This is a genomic window from Mesorhizobium sp. M0615 (genome assembly GCF_040320805.1).
Lineage (GTDB): Bacteria > Pseudomonadota > Alphaproteobacteria > Rhizobiales > Rhizobiaceae > Mesorhizobium.
Genome location: NZ_JAMYQI010000005.1, coordinates 388494 through 409878, shown reverse-complemented (window position 1 = coordinate 409878; position 21385 = coordinate 388494). Strand labels below are relative to the sequence as shown.

The window sequence follows — 21385 nt, the reverse complement described above, 5'->3', positions numbered from 1 at the left end:
CAAACCCCCCCAACCCATCTATACTCGGGCTGGGGGGGCGGTTTTTTTTTTAAAACCCACCCCCCCCCCCCCCCCCCCCCCGGGGCGCGACCTCCCCCATCGAGGGGGAGGTAGGTCTTTGCGCCAGCAGCCGCAGCCACATGTATTGCGCGGTGTTGGTGTCCTGGTACTCGTCGACGAGGATGTATTTGAAGCGCTTGTGGTAGTCCTTCAGCACGTCCGGATTGGCGCGGAAGATGCGGATAGGGTGGCAGAGCAGATCGCCGAAGTCGCAGGCGTTCAGCGTCTTCAGCCGCTCCTGATAGGCCTTGTAGAGTTCCCGGCCCTTGCCGTTGGCGAAGCTGCGGGCATCGCCCTCGGCAATGTCGGCGGGGCCTTGGCCCTTGTTCTTCCAGCCGTCGACCATCTGCGCGAACTGCTTGGCCGGCCAGCGCTTGTCGTCGAGGCCTTCGGCCTGGATCAGCTGCTTGATCAGCCGTACGACGTCGTCGGTGTCGAGGATGGTGAAATCGGATTTGAGCCCGGCCAGCTCGGCGTGCCGCCGCAAGAGCTTGACGCCGATGGAGTGGAAGGTGCCGAGCCACGGCATGCCCTCGACGGCTTCGCCGACGAGATGGCCGATGCGCTGCTTCATCTCGCGCGCGGCCTTGTTGGTGAAGGTCACCGCCAGGATCTGCGAGGGGAAAGCCCTGCCGGTGGCCAGGATATGGGCGATGCGGGTGGTCAGCACGCGGGTCTTGCCGGTGCCGGCGCCGGCCAGCACCAGGACCGGGCCTTCGGTGGTTTCCACCGCCAGCCGCTGCTCGGGGTTGAGGCCGTTGAGATAATCGGGCGCGCTGTTGGGGCCGCTGCGGGCCGCCATGGCGCGCGCGGCTATGCCCGACGGGGCCGCGGGCCGCGCATTGGGTTCGTCAAAAAAGGGCATGTCTTCCGCAAAGCCGGACATCTCCCCCGAATGTAGTGATTCGGGAGCGAAAGACCAGAAGTGTCTACGTTTTGTTCTGCTAAAGTGCCCGATACCGCGGCTCAGGCCTTTCGGTAACCGAGCGCGACGAACAATCGATGTCCGAACGAGCGCGCTTCCTCTGTCATCACCATGCCAAAGGCCGTCAGCATCTGGTCGTAATAGCGGCTGCCCGCGGGTGACGCCAGGAATGTCGAGTACAGTCTGAGATCGCCTAGCGAGAGATCCCGGTACGTATAAGCGCTACCCTGCATGGCATTCTGTTCGATGTTCTGGCGAACTTTCACGGATTGCTGACGCACCAGCGCCATGATCTGTTCGTCCGACAGAGGCTTTCCGGCTGCGCCCAGCATCCCCGTAACCATCGCGTAGCTCATGTTCAGCGCTATCGCCTCGCCGGTGTCGACAGCGCTGATATCGTCGATGATCTTGCGGTACAATTCGAGCCGGGCTGGATCCTTGGTCGGAAGCCCGGCGAGGATTTGCTTGCCCTCTGTCTTCTTGCTTTGCCTGCCTTCCGGGCCAGACGACTGAATTTCCAAAGCGGTGACGTGCTTGCCCAACGGGGAAGCGTAAAACGCTGCGAGGTCGGACAGATCGGTGGCCGACAGCCTGTCCGCCATCCGCGATTCGATGGCAGTCTCCATTTTGACTGCGTCGAAGGCGCCTTCCAGCGCGACCGACAAGGCGTCCTGGAAATTTGCCGGTAACGGTTCGGGTATGGATTTCGTGGCTGCGGCGATGCCGGGACCGATGCCCATCAGCATCTCGTGAAAGCCGTTTGCCTTGTTGATCTCGCTCAGCGTCTGTGCCGGCGCGGCCACTGTGCCGGCCGTGAGCGCGACGAAGCTACAGAGGACAAGGACTACTCGCGTCAGAGGCGAGGCGAATGACATCACTCTGGTTGCTCCTGATGGTTGGTCGAAAGCAGACTGCTGGAAAACCCGGATGCCGGCAAGGCGGGATTGCCACCTGGCGTGTGGCCTCGAAAAAACGCCCTGTGCGCGGAGCCTGCGGGCATGGCCGTTTGGTTTCGCCATGGATCGCTCCCCGGCGGCTTGACAGGCACGGCGGGCGGGAGAAGGTTGTACCGCCGGGGGCAGGATTGGCATACCTTTGCCCATGGCCGCGCCGCGGAATGCGCATCAGTCGAAGGAGTATCGTCTTGGCTGTCGTCATCACCTCCCTCATCCTGTTCCTCATCGGCCTCGCACTTGGCGGCGGCGGCGTCTGGCTCGCGATGCTGGGCGGCAGCTGGTACTATGTCGTCACCGGTCTCGCCTTCCTCATCGCCGCATGGCTGCTCTTCCGGCGCAAATCGACGGCGCTCTGGCTCTACGCGGCGATCGTGCTCGGCACGCTGGCCTGGGCGGTGTGGGAAATCGGCTTCGACTGGTGGGAACTCGGACCGCGCGGCGGCATCATCGTGCTTCTGGCGCTGTGGCTGCTGACGCCTTGGGCAAGGCGGGGCCTGATCGGCCCCGACGCGCGCGCGCCGCTCATTCTGGCCGTGCTCGCATCGCTCGCCGTCGCCGGTTATTCGATGACGGCCGATTCCAAGGACATCGCCGGCGACCTCAGCGCCGACAAGGTGACGCCGACTGCCGATCTCGGCGGCAATGTGCCTCCGGGCGAATGGCATTTCTACGGCCGTACGCAATTTGGCCAGCGCTATTCGCCGCTCGACCAGATCACGCCCGACAATGTCGCCAAATTGCAGCCGGCCTGGATCTACCAGACCGGCGACGTGAAAGGGCCGGACGATGTCGGCGAAACCACCTACCAGGTGACGCCGCTGAAGGTGGGCGATGCGCTCTATATCTGCACGCCGCACAATTTCGCCATCGCCATCGATGCCGCCACCGGCAAGGAGAAATGGCGTTTCGATCCCAAGATCAAGCTCGACAAGGACCGCCAGCACCAGACCTGCCGCGGCGTGTCCTATTATGCCGATGCCAAGATCGCCGCCGGCCAGCCTTGCGCGACGCGCGTCTATCTGCCGACCTCGGATGCGCGGCTGATCGCGCTCGACGCCGCCAACGGCCAGGTCTGCCCGTCCTTCGCCGAAGCCGGCACGCTCAATCTGTTGACCAACATGCCGTATCCGAAGTCGGGCTATTATTACTCGACCTCGGCGCCGCTGATTGCGGGCGGCAAGATCATCATCGGCGGCGCGGTCAACGACAATTATTCGACGCAAGAGCCGTCCGGCGTCATCCGGGCCTTCGACGTCGACACCGGCGCCCTGGTGTGGAACTGGGATTCCGGCAATCCGGACCAGACAACGCCGCTGGCGGCAGGCCAGACCTACACCCACAACTCGCCCAACATGTGGTCGACGGCAAGCGCCGACGAGAAGCTCGGCCTGCTCTATGTGCCGCTCGGCAACCAGACGCCGGACCAGCTCGGGATGGGCCGCAGCGCCAATGTCGAGAAGTTTTCCTCCTCGATCACCGCGCTCGATCTGGCCACCGGACAAGTGCGCTGGGTGCGGCAGACCGTGCATCACGACCTCTGGGACATGGATGTGCCGGCACAGCCGACCCTGGTCGACATCACCACCGCTGCCGGCGTCGTTCCGGGCCTGGTTGGACCGACCAAGCAGGGCGACCTCTACGTGCTCGACCGGCGCAGCGGCGAGCCGATCATCCCGATCAAGGAAGTGCCGGCGCCGGGCGGCGCTGTCGAGGGCGATCACACGTCGCCGACGCAGCCGGTCTCGGATCTCTCCTTCAATCCGAGGCCGCTGACCGGCGCCGACATGTGGGGCATCACCATGTTCGACCAGCTGGCCTGCCGGATCGAATTCCAGGGCCTGCGCTACGAGGGCCGCTACACCCCGCCATCGGTGCAGGGGTCGCTGGTCTATCCCGGTAATTTCGGCACATTCAACTGGGGCGGCGTCGCCGTCGATCCGGTGCGGCAGGTGATGTTCGGCATGCCGACCTATCTGGCGTTCAAATCGCAGCTCATTCCGCGCGACCAGGTGCCGCCGCCGGATGAGGGGCGCGGCAGCGAGCAGGGGCTGAACCGCAATGAGGGCGCACCCTATGCGGTGGTGATGGGGCCGTTCCTGTCGCCGCTCGGCGTGCCCTGCCAGGCGCCGCCATGGGGCTATGTGGCGGGAGCGGACCTCAGAACCGGCAAGATCGCCTACAAGCACCGCAACGGCACCGTCTATGACATGACGCCGTTGCCCTTGCCGCTGAAGGTCGGTGTTCCCGGCATTGGCGGGCCGATGATCACCGCCGGCGGTGTCGTCTTCCTGGGCGCGGCGGTCGACGACTATCTGCGCGCCTATGACCTGACATCGGGCAAGCAGCTCTGGCAGGCCAGGCTGCCGGCCGGTGGGCAGTCGACGCCGATGACCTACACCGTCGCCGACGGCCGCCAGTTCGTGGTCATCGTCGCCGGCGGCCACGGCTCGGTCGGCACCAAGCCCGGCGACTATGTGATGGCCTATACGCTGCCGAAGTAGCAGCGATGTGACTTAGGTAAGTGATCGGCCCGGCAGATATTCTGGCAATGTCGCGCCGCCCCTCATCTGCCTGCCGGCATCTATACGGGGAGAAGTGCCCGGCAGGGCGATGAGGGGCAGCAGCAGCCTTGGTCAGCTTGCGTAAGAGATGGCCTTTGAGACTGGGCACGGAGCCCAGTACTTCATTGGTTAGCTGCGGCCCTGTTTCGGCCTGCTAGATCAGCGTGGTGACGGCCGACGCCGGTCGACGCGGACCTTCACCATCCGAGCGGCGGCTGCGGCAGCAGCGGAGCGCATTGCCAGCAAGGCAGCAACAGCAAGCACGAGCGCGCTTGCAAGGATCGGAGTAGACAAGGTCATGGCGTTGTTCCTTCTCGTCGGGCTCGCCGCTACGGGCGAGACCATCATCAGCTTCCTTCCATATTGTGGCGGCACCATCGACATTCTCTGAAATGACCAAAATGTGATGGGCGCGTTCCGCGGGGCCGCCGCATCGTTCGATGGCGCAAGCGTCACCCATCCGAGACTGGACCGTGCGAGCTTGCACCCTATCTTGATCCGCGAGTCATCCCGGAGTGACCGCGAGGTCATCCCGGAGTGACCATGAGGTCATCCCGGAGTGACCGTGAGATCATCTCCTAACGAGGAGCACGCCATGACGAAACCCACCGCCGAAGCCGTCAAACCTGCCAAACCTGCCATCACCCAGGCGATGATCGATGCCTATGACGAATACACGCATCTGACGCTCGACCGCCGCCGCTTCATGGAACAGCTGACCAGGCTTGCCGGATCGGGCGCGGCGGCGGCCGCGATCGCGCCGCTGCTTGCGGCGAATTCGGCGCAGGCGGCAATCGTCGCCGACAACGATCCGCGCGTGAAGGCTGAAGATATCACCTATTCCGGCAGCAGCGGTGAGATGAAGGGCTATCTGGTCAGGTCGGCGGACCAGTCCGGCAAGCTCGGCACCGTCATCGTGGTGCATGAGAACAGGGGGCTCAACCCGCATATCAAGGATGTTGCGCGGCGCGTTGCGCTGGAAGGGTTCGTGGCGCTGGCGCCGGATTTCCTGTCGCCGCTCGGCGGCACGCCCGCTGACGAAGACAAGGCGCGCGACATGTTCACCAAGCTCGACGCCAGCCAGGTCACCGCCGATGGCCTGGCGACCATCGCCTATCTCAAGGGCGAGAAGGACGGCAACGGCAAGGTCGGTGCTGTCGGCTTCTGCTGGGGCGGCGGCACGGTCAACAATCTGGCGGTCAACGCGCCCGATCTCGCCGTCGGCGTCGCCTATTACGGCATGCAGCCGAAGGCCGAGGATGTGGCGAAGATCAAGGCGGCGCTGTTGCTGCACTATGCCGGGCTCGACGAGCGCATCGACGCCGGCATCGATGCCTACAAGAAAGCGCTCGACGCCGCCCATGTCGAATACACGCTCTATGTCTATGACGGCGTCAACCATGCCTTCAACAACGACACCTCGGCCGCGCGCTACGACAAGAAGGCAGCCGATCTCGCCTGGGGACGGACGATCGCTTTCCTCAAGGAGAAGCTGGCGTAGGCTTCAGGCCGCCGACGACGCCCATACGCTTTCATAGGCCGGCGACAGCGTAAAACCGGCCGGCAGCACCGAGACCGGGGGCGGGCGACGCACGCCCTCCTGCAGATAGCGCAACGCCGACACCAGTCCGTTCATCGTGTAGGGCTTGGCGATGACGCCGATCGCGCCGGCGAAATGGTCGGGGATGCGTTTTGGATTGGCGGTCATGAACACCACCATGGAACGGTTACCCTCGCGGATATGCTCGGCAACCTCGACCCCGGTTGGTCCGTCGGCGAGGTGGATATCGACAAAGGCAATATCGGCATCGGCGGTATCAATCATACCTCTTGCTTCGGCCAAGGATGTCGCCCAACCCACAACGCTGTGGCCGGCTTCCTCGACGAGGCTTTCCAGTTCCATCGCCAGCAACGCCTCGTCCTCGACGATCAGGACCTTGAGCGGTTCGTTCATGACAGCTTCCCTTTCTGCTGCGGTTCGTTCGGCATCGAGATGACGACCTTTGTGCCCGGGCCGGCGTCGCGCCATTCGATGTCGGCATGCAACTGCCGGGCAAGCGACTTGATCAGCCGCATGCCGAAGGAAGCATCGCCACTGGCCTCGGCCATGCCGACGCCGTCATCGGAAACCTCGATGTTGAAGTGGCCGTCGGGCTGGCTCATCTTGATGCCGATGCGCCCCGCGGTGGTGCCGTCCGGCTTTGCCTTGAAGGCGTGCTTCAGCGCGTTGGTGACAAGCTCATTGACCATCAAGGCAACAGGCGTGGCTTTTTCGGCCGGAATGACGATGGGTTCGAGGTCCAGCGTCGGCTTGATCTCGGCGCGTCCGGATGCGGTCAGCAGGTCGGTGACCAGATCCCTGGCGAAATCCGAGACATCGAAGCGGCTGACATCCTTTGACTGGTAGAGACGGCGATGCACCGTGCTCAGCGCCTCGATGCGCTCCAGCATGGTGGTCAGCGATCGCTTTGTCGCTTCATCCTTGATTGCCCGGCTTTGCATGATGATCAGCGAGGAGATCATCTGCAGGTTGTTTTTCACCCGATGGTCGACCTCGTGCAGCAGCGTGGTCTGCGCCTCAAGGGCGGCCTCAAGCTCGCGCGTGCGTTCCTTGACAGCCTTTTCAAAACGGTTCTTGTCGGCGGTGATGCGATCCTCGGAGCGCTTGCGATCGGAGACGTCGAGCTGTGAGGCAAAGAAGAACAGGAGTTCGCCTTTGTCGTTGGAAACCGGGCTGATGTAGAGCGCATTCCAGAACGTCGAGCCGTCCTTGCGGTAGTTCAACAGATCGATGGCGATATCGGTTCCCGCTGCTATCGCGTCGCGCACGCTAGCCACAGCTGCCTTGTCTGTCTCTGGCCCCTGCAGGAAGCGGCAGTTCTTGCCCATGACCTCGTCGCGCTCGTAGCCGGTCAGGCGCAGGAACGCGTCATTGGCAAAGACGATCGGATTGTCCGCCTGACGGGGATCGGTGATGACCATCGACATGCGGGTGGCGCGGATGGCGGCCGCGAACGGATCGCCCTTGCCGTGCTCGGCATGCAGATTGTCCGTCATGTGCCATGCGTCGGCCGGTTCCCTGGTCCTTTTCCAGTCCATGCTTTCACTCCAAGCCGTTTTTCAGGGGTCACAACGGCTTAGACGTGGAATTGGTTCAATCTTGATCTTCTTGTCGCGGGCAGCCATTTGCGGAACCGAATCGCCGGTTCCACAACGGATTGAAATAAATGGGTTTGAAGGTTGTCGGATGTAGCCGATTCGCTGAAAGCAGGGGTGGCGCCGACCTATAGAAATGATCAGGTCGCAATTGTCCGTGGCGGCGCTCGCCAGTGTCGGCTTCTCAGAGCAGGGGAAACGTCAGGCGTGGCCACGCTTCATGCGCGCCTGCTTCAGGATGGCGCGCCAGCGGATCATGTCGAAGGGGATTGGCTCGTTGTTGTTGGCGATGTGGAAGATCTCGTTGTTGACGTTCTTCAACGAGCGCCAGAAATCATAGTCGGTGATGCGCGGATCGGCAGCCAGCCTGTCCACCTCGACCTTGATGTCGGTTTTCATGCACGTTCCTCGAACCGCCTGTTGCCCGCCGCCCGCATCGCAACTCGCATGGCACCGTTCTCAAACGGTCCGCTGAGTCGTTCAATGGCTCAAATGGCTTGTTCACGTTAAAACCTTGGTAAGGTTAACGCGGGCGCAGCAGCGCTTCAAGCGGTCCTGCGGCGAATACCGATCGAACGGCCGGCGCGTTCGGGCATCGGCAGTGCAGAGTGGGCGGCGCGCATCGCTTCCACCTTGGCCTGCACGTCGGCGGGGAAGGGCGCGACTTTCGGCCCGGACATGTCGACATGCAGCGACAGGGTTTCGGAAGTGGCGGCGAGCCAGCCATCGACATGGCGGATTTCCTGGTAGGCCCGCAGCCGCTTGTCGTCGTGATCGATCAGCTGGAAGGATACGACGACCTTGTGTTCGAGGTGCAGTTCCTGGACATAGCAAACATGGACTTCGGCCGTGTAGATGGTCAGGCGCCGCTCTTCGACATAGTCCAGCCCCATGCCCATCGCCTCGAACGCCTCATCCGAGCAGCGGTCGAACAACACGTTGTAATAGGCCATGTTGAGATGGCCGTTGTAGTCGATCCAGTCCTTCTCGATGTCCATCGGTTTGGAAACGAAGGGGGCAGGGATGGGCATGGAAACTTCCTTGTTCTGGTGCTGGACAGAGCGCGGCAGTCGAGACTACGCATCCATAATCGCATAACAAGCGTGGACGCTGGTCCATTCGCGGAGGAATTCATGGCTCTGAGCGACCTCAATCCGGTCGAACGCAACGAGGAAGGCATCGCCGCCGTGCTCGGCATTCTCAAGCAGCAGCTCGGCGAACGCTTCCAGACAGGCGCGGCGATCCGCTCGCAGCATGCGCATACCACCACCTATATTCCGACGCAGGCGCCTGACGGTGTCGCGTTCCCGGAGACGACAGAAGAGGTGCAGGAGATCGTACGTGCCTGCGCCGCGCACCGCGTGCCGGTCATCGCCTTCGGCGTCGGTTCCTCGCTGGAGGGCCACACCAACGCGCCGGGTGGCGGCATCTCGGTCGACACCTCGCGCATGAACCGCATCCTGTCGGTCAACCCCGAGGATCTCGACTGCACGGTCGAGCCTGGCGTAACGCGCGAGGATTTGAATCGGCACCTGCGCGATACCGGCCTGTTCTTCCCCATCGATCCCGGCGCCAATGCTTCGCTCGGCGGCATGGCGGCAACGCGGGCCTCCGGCACCAATGCGGTGCGCTACGGCACGATGCGTGAAAACGTGCTGTCGCTGACGGCCGTCATGGCCGATGGCGAGACGGTGACGACCGGCAAGCGGGCGAAAAAGAGTTCGGCCGGCTACGATCTGACGCGGCTTCTGGTCGGCTCGGAAGGCACGCTCGGCATCATCACCTCGCTGACCTTGAAGCTGCAAGGCATTCCGCAGGCGATCTCCGGCGGCGTCTGCCCGTTTCCAAACCTCGAGGCGGCCTGCAACGCTGTCATCGCGACCATCCAGATGGGCATTCCGGTGGCGCGCATCGAACTGGTGAATGGACTGCAGATGCGGGCGATGAAGAATTACTCGAAGCTCGATTACCCCGAGAGCCCGTGCCTGTTCGTCGAGTTCCACGGCAGCGATGCCGGTGTCGCCGAACAGGCCGAAACCTTCGGTGCCATTGCTGAAGACAATGGCGGCGGGCCATTCCTGTGGACGAGCGTCGCCGAGGAGCGCACGAAACTCTGGAAGGCCAGGCACGATGCTTATTGGGCGTCGCTGACGCTGCGGCCGGGCACCAAGGGCCTGTCGACCGATGTCTGCGTGCCGATCTCGCGGCTGGCCGAATGCGTTGCCGAAACCGAGGCCGACATTGCCGAGATGGGCCTGGTTGCGCCGATCGTCGGCCATGCCGGCGACGGCAATTTCCATGTGCTGGTGCTGATGGATGTCAACGACCCCAAAGAGATCGCGCTGGCGGAGAAATTCGTCTCGCGGCTGAACATGCGGGCGATCGCCATGGACGGCACCTGCACCGGCGAACACGGCATCGGCCAGGGCAAGATCGGCTTCCTGCGCCATGAGCTCGGCCATGGTGTCGACATCATGCGCTCCATAAAAAAAGCGCTCGACCCGCAAGACATCATGAACCCAGGCAAGATATTACCTGCATAGCCGAAATGTGAGGAGCGGCAATGGATACCCTGATTATAAGGGCATCGCTTGGCAAGACACTGTTATTGCTGTCGGCCAGCCTCTTCTTTGTCCTGGCCTGCGCTTTCCTGATTTATGTCTCCGAGGACGGCGACACCGCCGGCCTTTGGTGGTGCGTGGCCTTTTTCGGGCTGGTCGCGTTGGTGTTTGCCTGGCAGCTTGTGCGGCCGCAGATTCTGGTGCTGAACGGACAAGGTTTCAGTCTCGGCGGAGGCCTTGTTCGATCGCCCAAGCTGGTCCCCTGGAAGGATATCGAAAGCTTCTTCGTCGTCCATCGCCGGCGCAGAATCGGCGATATGATCGGGTACAATTTCGCACCGGGGGTCAAGAAAAGCTCCGTCATGGGCAGCGTGACCAAAAGCCTGGGCGCCGAAGCCGCATTACCCCAGGGCTGGACATTGTCGCCCGAGGAGATGGTGGTGCTGCTGAACGAATATCGCCGACGGGGCATGGCAGGATAGTCTCTTACGCACAGGCCGGACCGCGGTCAAAGGCGTCCAAAAATCTCTGCTCTTCCAGATACATCAGAGATCAAGCAACTCTGGATGAATTGCCTCTTTATCGACACGCTGATGCGGGTAGAGTGCGGCTGACTTTCAATCAACCCGTTCGGAGCTGATGCTCGCACGCCTGTTCGTGATCTTCGGTGGCTTGTTTGTGCTGGTGCTGGTTGCGGCGCTGGTGGTGCCGTATTTTGTCGACTGGACCGGGTACCGCGCCCAATTCGAGCGCGAGGCGAGCGCCATTCTCGGCCGGAAGGTGACGGTGCAAGGCGACGCCACGGCGCGGCTGTTGCCGTTCCCCTCGGTGACCTTCTCAAACGTCACGGTCGCCGGCGGCCCCGGCGGCCAGCAGGCAATGACCGTCGAGACCTTTTCCATGGACGCGGAACTGGCGCCGTTCCTGCGCGGCGAAGTGCTGATTTTCGATATGCGGCTGGTGCATCCGAAGGCGACGATCGACATCGCCGATAACGGCACGGTCGACTGGGCGATACGGCCGTCCTCGCCCTTCGACCTCAACCAGATCTCGATCGAGAAGCTGACGGTGACGGAGGGAGAAATTGCGCTCCGCCATGCCGCAGGCGGGCGCAGCCATCTGATTTCCGAGATCAATTCGACCATCTCTGCCAAGTCGCTGGCCGGTCCGTGGCGCATGGACGGAACGTTGCTGCTCGATGGCCTGCGTTCGACGGTTGCGGCTTCGACCGGCAAGGCCGAAGGCAGCGGCCAGATGCGGCTGAGGCTCAAGGTCGATCCCGATGCCTATCCACTGGTCATCGAAACCGACGGCAATGCCGGCATCGTCAATGGGGCTGCCGTCTATTCCGGCCAGTTCAAGATTTCCGGCAACGACAAAAACAGCGCCGAACTGCGCGGCAGCGATGGCGAGAGCGTCAAAATCAGCGCCGGCAAACCCGATCCGGGCTTCCGGCTGAACGGCAAGTTCTCGCTCGACCACCAGAAGCTTGGCGTCGACGAATTCCGCTTCGAGACCGGGCCGCTCGACAATCCCTACACAGCCGACGGCAAGGCTTCGGTCGATCTCGGCCTTAGGCCGAACTTCGCCATCGAGGCCAATGGCGCGCAGGTGCAACTAGATGAAGCGGTGGGCGCTGAGAAGGGCGCCGGCCTGACGCTGGACCAGCGCATTGCCGGAATCGAGCAGGCGCTGCTCGAACTGCCGAAGCCGAGCATCCCCGGCACTGTCGAGGTCAAGCTGCCGGCGGTGGTGGCTGGCGACACCACGGTGCGCGACGTGCATCTCTCGGCCGAGCCGGTCGAGGGCGGCTGGTCGGTGAAATCGCTGGCCGCGACCTTGCCCGGGCGCACGACGCTGGAAGCCAGCGGCATGCTCAGCGTCGAAGATCATTTCGGTTTCAGCGGCTCCATGCTGCTGGCGGTGGCGCAGCCTTCCGGCTTTGCTGCCTGGTTGTCCAAAGATGTCGACGAGGCGATCCGCCGGCTGCCGGCCGCCGGCTTCAAGGCCAAGGTGGACCTGTCGGAGAAGCGCCAGGCGTTCAGCGATCTCGAACTGATCCTCGGCAAGTCGAAGTTCACCGGCCGCATCGATTCCAGCCAGCCCGACGACGCCAAGTCCTCGGTGCTGATGCGGCTCGAGGGCGGCGAACTCGATGTCGACGGGCTGACGGCCTTCGCCTCGATTTTCGTCAGCGACAAGGGCGCCAACCGCTTTTCCGACCGTGACCTCGATTTTCAGATCAAGGCAGGGCCGGTCAATGCTGGCGGGCTCACCGCCGACACGGTCGATACCGCGCTCCGGCTCCGCGACGGGCTGCTCGAAATCGACCGGCTGTCGATTGGCGGCCTTGCCGGCGCCTCGATCAGCGCCACCGGCCGGATCAAGGATTTTCCGGCAAGCCCGACCGGCAAGCTCGATGCCTCGGTGGTCGCCGTCGATCTGAAGCCGCTGATCGACATTGCCGCGCAACATTATCCCGACAATCAGGTGCTGAAGGGGCTGGCTGGCCGCACGGCCGCCTATCCTGAACTGTTCCAGGACGCGCGCGTCGATCTGGTGGCGAGCGCCGCCGACAATGGCGACGGCACGACCGGGCTGGCGGTGAGCGGACAAGGCAAGGCCGGCGGTTCGGCCTTTTCGGCGTCGCTGTCGGGCAAGGGTGCCGTCGGCCAGTTGCTCGACGCGCCGGTGACGCTGACCTTCAACGCCAAAAATCCCGACGCCACCGTGCTGCTGGCGCTCTACGGCCTGCCGGCGCTGCCGCTCGGCATGCTCGGCCAGGCAAGCACCGATATTTCGGCCAAAGGCACGTTTGGCGGCGGCCTGGCGACGAGCTTCAATTTCGCCGCCGACGACTTCAGGGCGACGTTCGACGGCACCGTTGCTCAGACACCGCAAGGCGCCACCGCCAAGGGCAAGATCGGCCTCGACGCCTCCGACATCGAGCCGTGGCTGATGACCACCGGCGCCGGCCTGCCGGGAATGGGCACGGGCACCTCGACCTCGCTCAGCGCGGATGCCGATCTCGGCAATGGCCTGCTGGTGTTGAGCGGCCTCAGCGGATCCATCAACGAGTCGGAGATTTCGGGCGACGTCAACATCGATGCGAAGCAGGGGCTGCCGCATTTTGCCGGTGCGCTGGCGCTCGACGAACTGGACCTCGACCCGATTGCGGTTGCGCTGTTCGGTGACCAGTCGTTACTCAGCAGCAACGCGAATTGGCCGACGGCGCCATTCAGCCAGAAATCCAGCCTGCCGTTCAGCGCCGATCTCGACCTGACGACGGCGACGCTTGCCGCCGGACCGCTGGCGACAGCCTATGACGCGTCGCTGTCGTTGAAACTGGACCAGGAAGGCATCCGCGTTTCGGACCTGAAGGCAAAACTGCTCGGCGGCGCGCTCACCGGATTGTTCGAGTTGAAGAACACAGACGGCACGGGGCTGTTCTCCGGCCAGATGAGGCTTGCCGGCGCTGACCTGGCGACAGTGCTGCCGGCTGCCGGCCTGAGTGGCAGCGGCGACTTCTCGACAGGGCTGTCGACCAGCGGCAAATCGGTCGACGCGATGATTGCCGCACTCTCCGGCTCGGGCACGGCGGCGCTGAAAGGCCTCACCATTGCCGGCGTCAATCCCGATGCCTTCGGCGCGTTGATTGCCAAGGCTGATGCGATCGGGCGCGACATCGACGTGGCAAAGACCGCGGGCTTTGCACCTGAGATCGCTGGCGACGGCAGCTTTGCTGCCGGCGATGCCGACATCGCCTTCACGGTCGCCGGCGGCACGTTGCGGGCACCACCGATCAAATTCGAAAACCAGGCGGCGACGCTGTCTGCCGACATCACGGCCGACCTCAACACCGGCACCGTCGCCACCAAGGGCGCGGTCACCTACAAGCCTGGCGACGAGGCGCTGGTCGGCTCCGATCCGACGGTCAGTTTCAGCGTCGATGGGCCGTTCGGGGCGCTGAAGAAGCAGTTCGACAGCGAGCCGCTGGCGCAATTTTTGACCCAGCGTGCCCTGGAAAAGGAGCAGCAGCGGGTCGAGGCGATGCAGGCAGCACTGCTCGAGAAGCAGCGGCTGCGGCGCGAGGTGCGCTACTACTCCGCCCTGCAGACCGAGCGCGACAACGCCGCCGAGGAATTGCGCAAGCAGGAGGAAGCGGCACGGCTCAAAGCTGAGGCCGATGCCAAGGCGAAAGCACAGGCCGACGCAAAGGCACAGGCCGAAGCGGATGCCAAGGCCAAGGCGGATGCCGAAGCAAAGGCCGATGCCGATGCGAAAGTGCAGGCAGAGGCTGACGCCAAGGCCAAGGCGGATGCGGACGCGAAAGCGCAGGCCGAAGAGCAGGCTGCCGAAGACGCCGCAAAGGCCGAGGACGAACGGAAGAAGGCTGAGCAGGCTCGGATCGCTTGGCAGGAAAAAGCCAGGCTGGAGGCCGAGCGCAAGGCTCAGGAGCAGGCGCCGAAGGTCGACCGCTCACTTCCCGGCGTCAATGACGGTTCGGCCCCGGCGCCGCCGAAGCCCAGGACAAATCCGTTCTCGGTCGACAATTTGCTGAAGTCGCTGGGCAATTAAGAACCATTCAGACCGCGCCGCGCTTGGCCCAGTCCAGCACGTGGAGCCTGAGCGCCGAGGACAGGTTCGCATCGCGCGGTCTTGTTTCGTCGATTTCGGCGACCAGGGCAGCAAGCGTCAGCTTGCGCGCGGCGGCGATGGCGAGGAGATCGTCGTAAAAGGGTTTTTCGAGGGAATAGCTGGTGCGATGGCCGCGGATGGTCACGGAGCGTTTTTCGACCGGGCTCACCGCAGGCGGTCCATCAATCGCCCTGGTCTTCCGGGCGTTCGCGGCGGTGGCCGGCGACGAATTTTTCGGCCTTGTCCGATGTCAGACGGTCACGAGTTCTTTCGGCTTTGGAACGGCCGTGCAGAGCGCGGTTCTCGTCGGCGAGCTTTTCCTTTTCGGTGCGCGCCTTCTGCTTGCGGACCTGGCGAAGGTTGACGATTTCGCCCATGTCGCGCCGACCGTCCCGCTACTTCTTGCGGAAGGCGTCGAGCGACACGACGTCGGCGCCCTTGCCGGCGGCGGCATCGGCCACGGCGGGCTTTTTCTCCGCCTCAGTGGCAGCTGCCTTCTTCTCGGCCTTCGGCTTTTTCTCGGAGACGATAGCCAAAGGCTCGGCAGCCGGCTGGGCGGCTGCATCGTCTTCCGCCGGGACGTCGGTCTTAACGTCGAATTCGAGTTCGAAATTGACCGATGGGTCGTAGAAGCCGCGTACGGCCGAGAACGGGATTTCCAGCTTCTCCGGCACGTCGGAGAAGGACAGCCCGACCTCGAAGCCGGTATCGGTCACCTTGAGGTCCCAATACTGGAACTGGATGACGATGGTCATCTGTTCGGGATAGCGCTCGCGCAGCCTGGAGGACACCCGCACGCCCTGCGCGCCGGTCAGGAATGTGATGAAGAAATGATGATTGCCGGGAAGGCCGGTGCGCGCGACTTCGGCCAGGACCTTGCGCATGACGCCGCGCAATGCCTCCTGGGCCAGAATGTCGTAGCGGATGTGGTCGTCGGCCATGTGCTGGTCGGGTTCCGTTGAATCGTCCGCATAGCTGTAATCAAGCTTGAGCGCGGCGTAAACCGGATATAGATCGCTGATGCGCCGAAGCGAAGCCCGTAACGGACGATTTGATCGCCGGCTTTGACGTTCAGGCGCTGGCCAGCTGTTTTTCCACCGCTGCCGCTGATCTGCGCTTGCCGAAGGCGCGCAGGAATGTGCGCACGCCGTGGGTGGCGGATTGCAACACTTCGTCTTCCGACGGCATGCCGCCTAGCATGAAGGTGGTCTGCAGTTCGGCGTTGGCTAGCGCCAGGAACTGGCGTGCGGCGACATCGGGATCGTCGACCGCGAGATGGCCGGCATGGGCGAGGCGGGCAAAACGGGCGGCAAGTGCGGGCCAGGTCCGGCCCGGCCCTTGGTCGCGCCATTCTGCGAAGAGCTCGGGATAGCGCTCGCCTTCGGTCTGGATCAGCTTGCGCAGGAAGCGTCCGTCGCGGTTGCAGATGCAGTTCTGATTCATGCGCACGGCAAAGCCGATCAGGTCGGCTTCCAGATCCTTCGGCTGGTCTGGGAAAGAGGCGAAGGTGGCGAAGATGCCGGCATTGCAGCGCTCCGTCAGATCGCGCACCACAGCCATGAAGAGCTTTTCCTTGTCGCGGTGGTGATTGTAGATGGTCTGGCGTGACACGCCGGCCTCCACCGCGATCAGGTCGATATTCGCGCCGGCAAAGCCTTCCCGGCAAAAGACCGAAGCCGCCGCATCGATAATCGACATACGCTTGGCCTCGTGGCCGCGTGGCGGGAAAATGTCAGGAGAAACGGCAAGCTTCATAGAAATCTATATAGAGGTGATTGACGAATTAGACAAGGCTGTCTAAATTTGTGGACACAATAAATGGGGAATTCGCTCCGTAGAGACGAATAATCTCGCTCTGAGCCGTCGGATTTCAACGGGATGGAACGTCCTACGGTTAGTCGTCGCGTTGGCGGCGCCAACCAGACTTGAAAGAAGCCTTTATCATGAGTCCCAAATTCCTCCGCATCGCGGTCGTGCTCGGCTTGTTGTCCGCTATCGGCCCCTTCGCCATCGACATGTATCTGCCGGCGTTGCCTTCGATCGGCGAAGATCTGCATGCCGGCACCGCCGCCGTTCAGATGAGCCTTTTGATCTTCTTCCTGTCGATGGGCTTCGGCCAGATCGTCGTCGGACCGATCTCCGACATGGTCGGCCGCAAGCTGCCGCTTTACGGCGGCCTTGCGCTGTTCATGGTCGGCGGCATCGGTTCGGCCATGAGCCCGACCATCGAATGGCTGATCGCCTTCCGCTTCCTGCAGGGGCTGGGCGCCAGCGCCGGCATGGCGGTGCCGCGCGCCATCGTGCGCGACCTGCACACCGGCACCGAAGCCGCCAAGCTGATGTCGCTGCTGATGCTGGTGTTTTCGGTGTCGCCGATCCTGGCGCCGCTGACCGGCAGCCAGATCATCGAGAATTTCGGCTGGCGCGCCGTGTTCTGGACGGTGACGGGCGCGGCCCTGCTGGCCACCATTCTGCTGGCGACCTCGCTGAAGGAGACGCGGCCGGCGGAAGAACGCGTCGGTTCCTCCTTCGGAACCGCACTCGCCGGCTATCGCTTCCTCATGGGTGACCGCAATTTCCTCGGCCTGGTGGCGATCGCCGGCTTCGGCATCGCCAGCTTCTTCGTCTACCTCTCGAGTTCGTCCTTCATCCTGATCGACCATTACGGGCTGTCGCCTTCCGTCTACAGCGTGTTCTTCTCGATCAATGCGGTGGCCTTCATCGGCATGTCGCAGCTGACGGGGATGCTGTCGGAGCGCTTCGGGCTGAAGCGCGTCGTCTGGGTGGCGGTAACCGGCTATGCCACGACGATGGTTGTGCTGTTCGCAGTCATGGCGACCGGCGTCGACCGGCTCGATGTTATGGCGGCACTGCTGTTCGTCGGCTACGGCTTCCTCGGCCTGGTCATCCCGACGACGTCGGTGCTGGCCATGGAAGAGCATGGCGAGATCGCCGGCACGGCCTCGGCGCTGATGGGCACGCTGCACTTCGCCATCGGTGCGCTGGCGATGGGCGTCGCCGGCATCTTCTTCGACGGCACCCCGCTGCCCATGGTGGCCGGCATCACGCTCTGCGCCGTAATCTCGTTCACGCTGGCCAAACTGACGCTCGGCCGCTCGCGCGAAGCCGTTGAAGCGCCGGCCGAGTAAGCTGACCGCAATCGACCGGAAAGGCCGGGTCATCCCGGCCTTTTTCACGTCTGGGGTAATCCGGCCCCGGCCAGAACCACGGCCTTCGACCGACGCCAGCGGCAAATTGCACCAGCTCATGGCTCAATTTGGTGTAGGCTTCGCGGCCCATCGTCATGCGAAATCCGGCCAGCGGCAGCCGGCATTGAGCGTACGATATCGAGGAGGGGAGAAGTGGAGGTTTCTGTTGCCAGGTACCTCCGAACCCCGCCTAGAAGTGCGAACCTCTAGGGCTTGATTTGAAGCTATCGCACCGCTTACGCGGCGAGACGTGCTTCCGCATAGTTGTCATTTGCAACTACAGGTTTAGCCCGATGACGGTGGTACCATGCCGGGCAAAAGTACGATCTTTACACCTTCGTCGATCCTATTTCGCCCCCAGCAACAGCCGCTCTGATCACAGAGCGGTTCTTGGTGGAGGCGCCGGGTACCGCCCCCGGGTCCGAACGGCTTATTACATCGCCCATTTATCGCCATAGTCGGTCAAGCCGACAAAACGAATATAGGGGGCGGGCGCACAAAATGAAAGGCCGCAATGACACTTCTTGGCCGCACCAAACTGCGGCGCCGAGGGTTGACTCGCGCGCGGTCTCAACCGAAGCTTTGCGATGGTGAGGAGTATCGACCGAGCGCACAAGTTGCGGCAGCGCGCCACAGCCCTCATCGATCGGATCCCGTGGCGCCGACATGGGGAAATTTGATGGCCGATTATCTCGCAGACGTGAAGAAATACGACGCCGCCGCAAATGCCGATGTGGTTGCCAAGATTGTGAAGCATCTGGGCATCGCGCTGCGCAACCGCGATTCCTCGCTGGTATCCTGCACCGACCCCAAGGAATTGGAGCGCGTCAAGACCAACTGGGTTGCCAAGAAACTCGGCGTGACCGACGGGGCGAAAGCCGACTCAGCGATCGAGAAGACCTGCAAGGCGTTGGCCGCCGACAGCTCCAAGAGCCGCGTGACTTTCTACTATCTGGTCGCCAAGGATCTGGGCAAGCTCGGCTCTTTGTAGAGATTATTGCCGATAGGCAGAGCGCGCGTTTGATTTGCTCCTCACCGGAGGTCAGCACCACCCCTCATTGCCCTGCCGGGCATTTCTCCCCGTATAGTGACGGGGAGAAAGGGCTGACCGCAGCCTTGGCTCTCTCTCTCGAACAAGCTTGTGATTGGCGAAACCGCTGATGACAGCGCCCCTCTCCCCGTCCCTATACGAGGAGAGGATGACGGCAGGCAGGTGAGGGGCAGCGCCACCTCTTGAGAGATGGGGCAAGCCGCGTTCTGGTCCCTTTTGCTGTGTTCGGCCGGCGGCCAGTCGGTTATGATGACGGTAACCCCGAATCGAGGCGAAGCCGATGCGCCAGTATCTCGACCTTTTGCAGCATGTGCTGGACAATGGCGCCGACCGTGGCGACCGCACGGGCACCGGCACGCGTGGGGTGTTCGGGTACCAGATGCGCTTCGACCTGTCGCGCGGCTTTCCCGTCACCACCACCAAGAAGCTGCATCTGAAGTCGATCATCCATGAACTCCTGTGGTTCCTGGCCGGCGACACCAACATCAAATACCTTAGAGATCATGGCGTTTCGATCTGGGACGAATGGGCCGACGAGAATGGCGATCTCGGCCCGGTCTATGGCAAGCAGTGGCGCTCCTGGCCGGATGGCCATGGCCGGTCGATCGACCAGATTGCCAATGTTCTGAAGGAGATACGCAGGAATCCGAATTCACGCCGGCTGATCGTTTCGGCGTGGAACCCGGCCGAAGTGGAGGCGATGGCGCTGCCGCCCTGCCACTGCCTGTTCCAGTTCTACGTCTCGGACGGCAAGCTGTCCTGCCAGCTCTACCAGCGCTCGGCCGACATTTTTCTCGGCGTACCCTTCAACATCGCTTCCTACGCGCTGCTGACCCTGATGGTGGCGCAGGTGACCGGGCTGAAGCCCGGCGAGTTCGTCCATACGCTGGGCGATGCGCATCTCTATTCCAACCATTTCGAGCAGGCGCGCGAGCAATTGCGGCGCACACCCAAGGCGCTGCCGACGCTGTGGATCAATCCGGAGGTGAAGGACCTGTTCGCCTTCCGCTTCGAGGATTTCCGGCTGGAAAACTATTTTGCCGACGCGTCGATCAAGGCGCCGATCGCGGTCTGATCCGTCCACCGTCAATCAATTCCGACCCTCAATCGATGTCGACCATGACGTCGGTTGCCTTGATCATGGCATAGGCTGCTTGCCTTTTTCGAGCTTGAGATCGGCAACGGCCTCGTTGGTGATCGAAGCGTGACGACGGAGCCGGCGACATCGATGCGGACAGGCGAGGTGCTTCGACGATCTCGACGATCGTTCCCTTGAGGATGTTGCGGGCGCTGATCTTCATCGGAGTTCCTTTCCGGGTTTCGGTGCACGTCCAAACCAGAACAATCGATGCCGAACATACGCTTTCGCAGGAGGCGGCCTTCCCTAGTTATATTCATCCAGATATATCGGTCGGCAGGAGTCGAGCCAGCAGATTTCAAGCCCAGGGAGAGTTTTCATGTTGGGGCACAAAGGTTTTGGTATGAGGGCAATCGCGATTGGCGGCTTTGCCGCAGCTCTGATGGCCGCGATGCCGGCGGCTCACGCGGGAGACAAGGTGATCGTGTTTGCCGCAGCCAGCCTCAAGGACGGGCTCGACGCCGTCACCAAGGCCTGCGAAGCCGATGTCGGTGAAGCGGCGACCGTCTCCTACGCCGCGAGCTCGGCGCTGGCCAAGCAGATCGAACTCGGGGCGCCCGCCGATGTGTTCATCTCGGCCGACCTCGACTGGATGAAATATCTCTCCGACAAGAAACTGACCAAGCCGGACACCGAGGTGAAACTGCTCGGCAACCAGATCGTGCTGGTGGCGCCGAAGGATTCCAAGGTCGAAACCAGGATCGAGAAAGGCTTCGACCTCGCCAAGCTGATCAGCGACGGCAAGCTCGCCATGGGCGACGTCAAGGCAGTGCCGGCCGGCAAGTATGGCAAGGCGGCACTTGAATCGCTCGGCATCTGGTCGTCGGTCGAAGGCAAGGTGGCGCAGGCCGAGAATGTGCGCGCCGCGCTGAAGCTGGTTTCAACGGGCGAGGCCGCGCTCGGCATCGTCTATGCCACCGACGCGCATGCCGACAAGGGAGTCAAGGTGGTCGGCACCTTCCCGGAGGATTCGCACCCGCCGATCATCTATCCGGTTGCCCAGACCACCGATTCGAAGGACAAGGATACCCCGGCTTTCCTGAAGTGCCTGCAGTCCTCCAAGGCGGTGGAGCTGTTTAGGGATCAGGGTTTCACCGTGCTCACGCCGAGCAATTAAGGTAGCGGCTGAC

General features: G+C 62.8%; 19 protein-coding genes, 1 other RNA gene and 2 pseudogenes. 9 read left to right on the top strand and 13 right to left on the bottom strand.

What is annotated here, in order from left to right; all coding sequences use genetic code 11:
* Positions 1-79: 79 nt before the first annotated feature.
* Positions 80-946: pseudogene (locus NKI46_RS11550) on the bottom strand (ATP-dependent helicase); the annotation flags it as partial.
* Positions 947-1026: 80 nt separating this feature from the next.
* Positions 1027-2004, bottom strand: coding sequence for a DUF2059 domain-containing protein (locus tag NKI46_RS11545; protein ID WP_352746263.1), 978 nt, complete (start codon positions 2002-2004; stop codon positions 1027-1029).
* Between the two features lie 98 nt (positions 2005-2102).
* Between NKI46_RS11545 and NKI46_RS11540 the strand changes: the two genes are divergently transcribed.
* Positions 2103-4442, top strand: a complete 2340-nt coding sequence (locus NKI46_RS11540) for a glucose/quinate/shikimate family membrane-bound PQQ-dependent dehydrogenase (protein ID WP_502896810.1) — start codon at positions 2103-2105, stop codon at positions 4440-4442.
* Positions 4443-4661: 219 nt separating this feature from the next.
* Here the strand turns inward: NKI46_RS11540 and NKI46_RS11535 are convergent, their stop codons facing one another.
* Positions 4662-4802 carry a hypothetical protein gene (locus tag NKI46_RS11535; protein ID WP_352498815.1) on the bottom strand — a complete coding sequence of 47 codons (141 nt, stop codon included), beginning with the start codon at positions 4800-4802 and terminating at the stop codon, positions 4662-4664.
* 295 nt (positions 4803-5097) lie between these two features.
* Between NKI46_RS11535 and NKI46_RS11530 the strand changes: the two genes are divergently transcribed.
* Positions 5098-6003 carry a dienelactone hydrolase family protein gene (locus NKI46_RS11530; protein WP_023805533.1) on the top strand — a complete coding sequence of 302 codons (906 nt, stop codon included), beginning with the start codon at positions 5098-5100 and terminating at the stop codon, positions 6001-6003.
* Between the two features lie 3 nt (positions 6004-6006).
* On the opposite strand, the gene NKI46_RS11525 is transcribed toward NKI46_RS11530, so the two are convergent.
* The 4 genes from NKI46_RS11525 to NKI46_RS11510 all read right to left on the bottom strand — a co-directional run bounded on the left by NKI46_RS11525 (position 6007) and on the right by NKI46_RS11510 (position 8689).
* Positions 6007-6456: a response regulator gene (locus tag NKI46_RS11525; RefSeq protein ID WP_023668313.1), complete on the bottom strand. Its 450-nt coding sequence runs from the start codon at positions 6454-6456 to the stop codon at positions 6007-6009.
* A complete protein-coding gene (locus NKI46_RS11520) occupies positions 6453-7601 on the bottom strand; it encodes a histidine kinase dimerization/phosphoacceptor domain -containing protein (protein WP_023667428.1) in 1149 nt (382 codons plus the stop codon). Before NKI46_RS11520 ends, NKI46_RS11525 begins: the two co-directional genes overlap by 4 nt.
* Before the next feature lie 258 nt (positions 7602-7859).
* On the bottom strand, positions 7860-8057 hold the full coding sequence (locus NKI46_RS11515; protein WP_013531006.1) for a hypothetical protein: 198 nt from the start codon (positions 8055-8057) through the stop codon (positions 7860-7862).
* Between the two features lie 146 nt (positions 8058-8203).
* Positions 8204-8689, bottom strand: coding sequence for a thioesterase family protein (locus NKI46_RS11510; RefSeq protein ID WP_352522194.1), 486 nt, complete (start codon positions 8687-8689; stop codon positions 8204-8206).
* A gap of 102 nt (positions 8690-8791) precedes the next feature.
* Here NKI46_RS11510 and NKI46_RS11505 point away from each other — a divergent pair, with 102 nt between their 5' ends.
* The 3 genes from NKI46_RS11505 (at position 8792) to NKI46_RS11495 (ending at position 14797) form a co-directional block, all read left to right on the top strand.
* On the top strand, positions 8792-10201 hold the full coding sequence (locus tag NKI46_RS11505; RefSeq protein ID WP_023690898.1) for an FAD-binding oxidoreductase: 1410 nt from the start codon (positions 8792-8794) through the stop codon (positions 10199-10201).
* A gap of 65 nt (positions 10202-10266) precedes the next feature.
* Positions 10267-10701 (top strand): hypothetical protein, encoded by a 435-nt coding sequence (locus NKI46_RS11500; protein WP_352461180.1) that lies wholly within the window; start codon positions 10267-10269, stop codon positions 10699-10701.
* A 157-nt stretch (positions 10702-10858) separates the two neighbouring features.
* On the top strand, positions 10859-14797 hold the full coding sequence (locus NKI46_RS11495) for an AsmA family protein (protein ID WP_352746255.1): 3939 nt from the start codon (positions 10859-10861) through the stop codon (positions 14795-14797).
* A 7-nt stretch (positions 14798-14804) separates the two neighbouring features.
* Here the strand turns inward: NKI46_RS11495 and NKI46_RS11490 are convergent, their stop codons facing one another.
* The 4 genes from NKI46_RS11490 to NKI46_RS11475 form a co-directional block, all read right to left on the bottom strand.
* Positions 14805-15026, bottom strand: coding sequence for a ribbon-helix-helix domain-containing protein (locus tag NKI46_RS11490; protein ID WP_023699587.1), 222 nt, complete (start codon positions 15024-15026; stop codon positions 14805-14807).
* Between the two features lie 13 nt (positions 15027-15039).
* Positions 15040-15234, bottom strand: a complete 195-nt coding sequence (locus tag NKI46_RS11485; RefSeq protein WP_352746253.1) for a DUF4169 family protein — start codon at positions 15232-15234, stop codon at positions 15040-15042.
* Between the two features lie 18 nt (positions 15235-15252).
* Positions 15253-15798 carry an SspB family protein gene (locus tag NKI46_RS11480; RefSeq protein ID WP_352746250.1) on the bottom strand — a complete coding sequence of 182 codons (546 nt, stop codon included), beginning with the start codon at positions 15796-15798 and terminating at the stop codon, positions 15253-15255.
* A 130-nt stretch (positions 15799-15928) separates the two neighbouring features.
* Positions 15929-16612, bottom strand: a complete 684-nt coding sequence (locus NKI46_RS11475; protein WP_023668320.1) for a TetR/AcrR family transcriptional regulator — start codon at positions 16610-16612, stop codon at positions 15929-15931.
* Positions 16613-16800: 188 nt separating this feature from the next.
* Here NKI46_RS11475 and NKI46_RS11470 point away from each other — a divergent pair, with 188 nt between their 5' ends.
* On the top strand, positions 16801-18006 hold the full coding sequence (locus NKI46_RS11470; RefSeq protein WP_023682099.1) for a multidrug effflux MFS transporter: 1206 nt from the start codon (positions 16801-16803) through the stop codon (positions 18004-18006).
* 212 nt (positions 18007-18218) lie between these two features.
* On the opposite strand, the gene ssrA is transcribed toward NKI46_RS11470, so the two are convergent.
* Positions 18219-18577, bottom strand: a transfer-messenger RNA (tmRNA) gene (gene ssrA, locus NKI46_RS11465).
* 168 nt (positions 18578-18745) lie between these two features.
* Between ssrA and NKI46_RS11460 the strand changes: the two genes are divergently transcribed.
* Complete coding sequence (locus NKI46_RS11460; protein ID WP_023668323.1) at positions 18746-19057, top strand: DUF2853 family protein; 312 nt, start codon at positions 18746-18748, stop codon at positions 19055-19057.
* Between the two features lie 340 nt (positions 19058-19397).
* Positions 19398-20192: a thymidylate synthase gene (locus NKI46_RS11455; RefSeq protein ID WP_023832883.1), complete on the top strand. Its 795-nt coding sequence runs from the start codon at positions 19398-19400 to the stop codon at positions 20190-20192.
* A gap of 28 nt (positions 20193-20220) precedes the next feature.
* On the opposite strand, the pseudogene NKI46_RS11450 reads toward NKI46_RS11455, so the two are convergent.
* Positions 20221-20418 (bottom strand): annotated as a pseudogene (locus tag NKI46_RS11450) (TOBE domain-containing protein).
* Between the two features lie 159 nt (positions 20419-20577).
* Here NKI46_RS11450 and modA point away from each other — a divergent pair.
* Positions 20578-21372 (top strand): molybdate ABC transporter substrate-binding protein, encoded by a 795-nt coding sequence (gene modA, locus NKI46_RS11445; RefSeq protein WP_155924036.1) that lies wholly within the window; start codon positions 20578-20580, stop codon positions 21370-21372.
* Positions 21373-21385 lie beyond the last annotated feature (13 nt).

Coding starts and splice junctions, on each gene's coding strand:
- NKI46_RS11545 (WP_352746263.1), bottom strand. CDS start 2,004: ATGGCGAAACCAAACGGCCATGCCCGCAGGCTCCGCGCACAGGGCGTT.
- NKI46_RS11540 (WP_502896810.1), top strand. CDS start 2,103: ATGCGCATCAGTCGAAGGAGTATCGTCTTGGCTGTCGTCATCACCTCC.
- NKI46_RS11535 (WP_352498815.1), bottom strand. CDS start 4,802: ATGACCTTGTCTACTCCGATCCTTGCAAGCGCGCTCGTGCTTGCTGTT.
- NKI46_RS11530 (WP_023805533.1), top strand. CDS start 5,098: ATGACGAAACCCACCGCCGAAGCCGTCAAACCTGCCAAACCTGCCATC.
- NKI46_RS11525 (WP_023668313.1), bottom strand. CDS start 6,456: ATGAACGAACCGCTCAAGGTCCTGATCGTCGAGGACGAGGCGTTGCTG.
- NKI46_RS11520 (WP_023667428.1), bottom strand. CDS start 7,601: ATGGACTGGAAAAGGACCAGGGAACCGGCCGACGCATGGCACATGACG.
- NKI46_RS11515 (WP_013531006.1), bottom strand. CDS start 8,057: ATGAAAACCGACATCAAGGTCGAGGTGGACAGGCTGGCTGCCGATCCG.
- NKI46_RS11510 (WP_352522194.1), bottom strand. CDS start 8,689: ATGCCCATCCCTGCCCCCTTCGTTTCCAAACCGATGGACATCGAGAAG.
- NKI46_RS11505 (WP_023690898.1), top strand. CDS start 8,792: ATGGCTCTGAGCGACCTCAATCCGGTCGAACGCAACGAGGAAGGCATC.
- NKI46_RS11495 (WP_352746255.1), top strand. CDS start 10,859: ATGCTCGCACGCCTGTTCGTGATCTTCGGTGGCTTGTTTGTGCTGGTG.
- NKI46_RS11485 (WP_352746253.1), bottom strand. CDS start 15,234: ATGGGCGAAATCGTCAACCTTCGCCAGGTCCGCAAGCAGAAGGCGCGC.
- NKI46_RS11480 (WP_352746250.1), bottom strand. CDS start 15,798: ATGGCCGACGACCACATCCGCTACGACATTCTGGCCCAGGAGGCATTG.
- NKI46_RS11475 (WP_023668320.1), bottom strand. CDS start 16,612: ATGAAGCTTGCCGTTTCTCCTGACATTTTCCCGCCACGCGGCCACGAG.
- NKI46_RS11470 (WP_023682099.1), top strand. CDS start 16,801: ATGAGTCCCAAATTCCTCCGCATCGCGGTCGTGCTCGGCTTGTTGTCC.
- NKI46_RS11460 (WP_023668323.1), top strand. CDS start 18,746: ATGGCCGATTATCTCGCAGACGTGAAGAAATACGACGCCGCCGCAAAT.
- NKI46_RS11455 (WP_023832883.1), top strand. CDS start 19,398: ATGCGCCAGTATCTCGACCTTTTGCAGCATGTGCTGGACAATGGCGCC.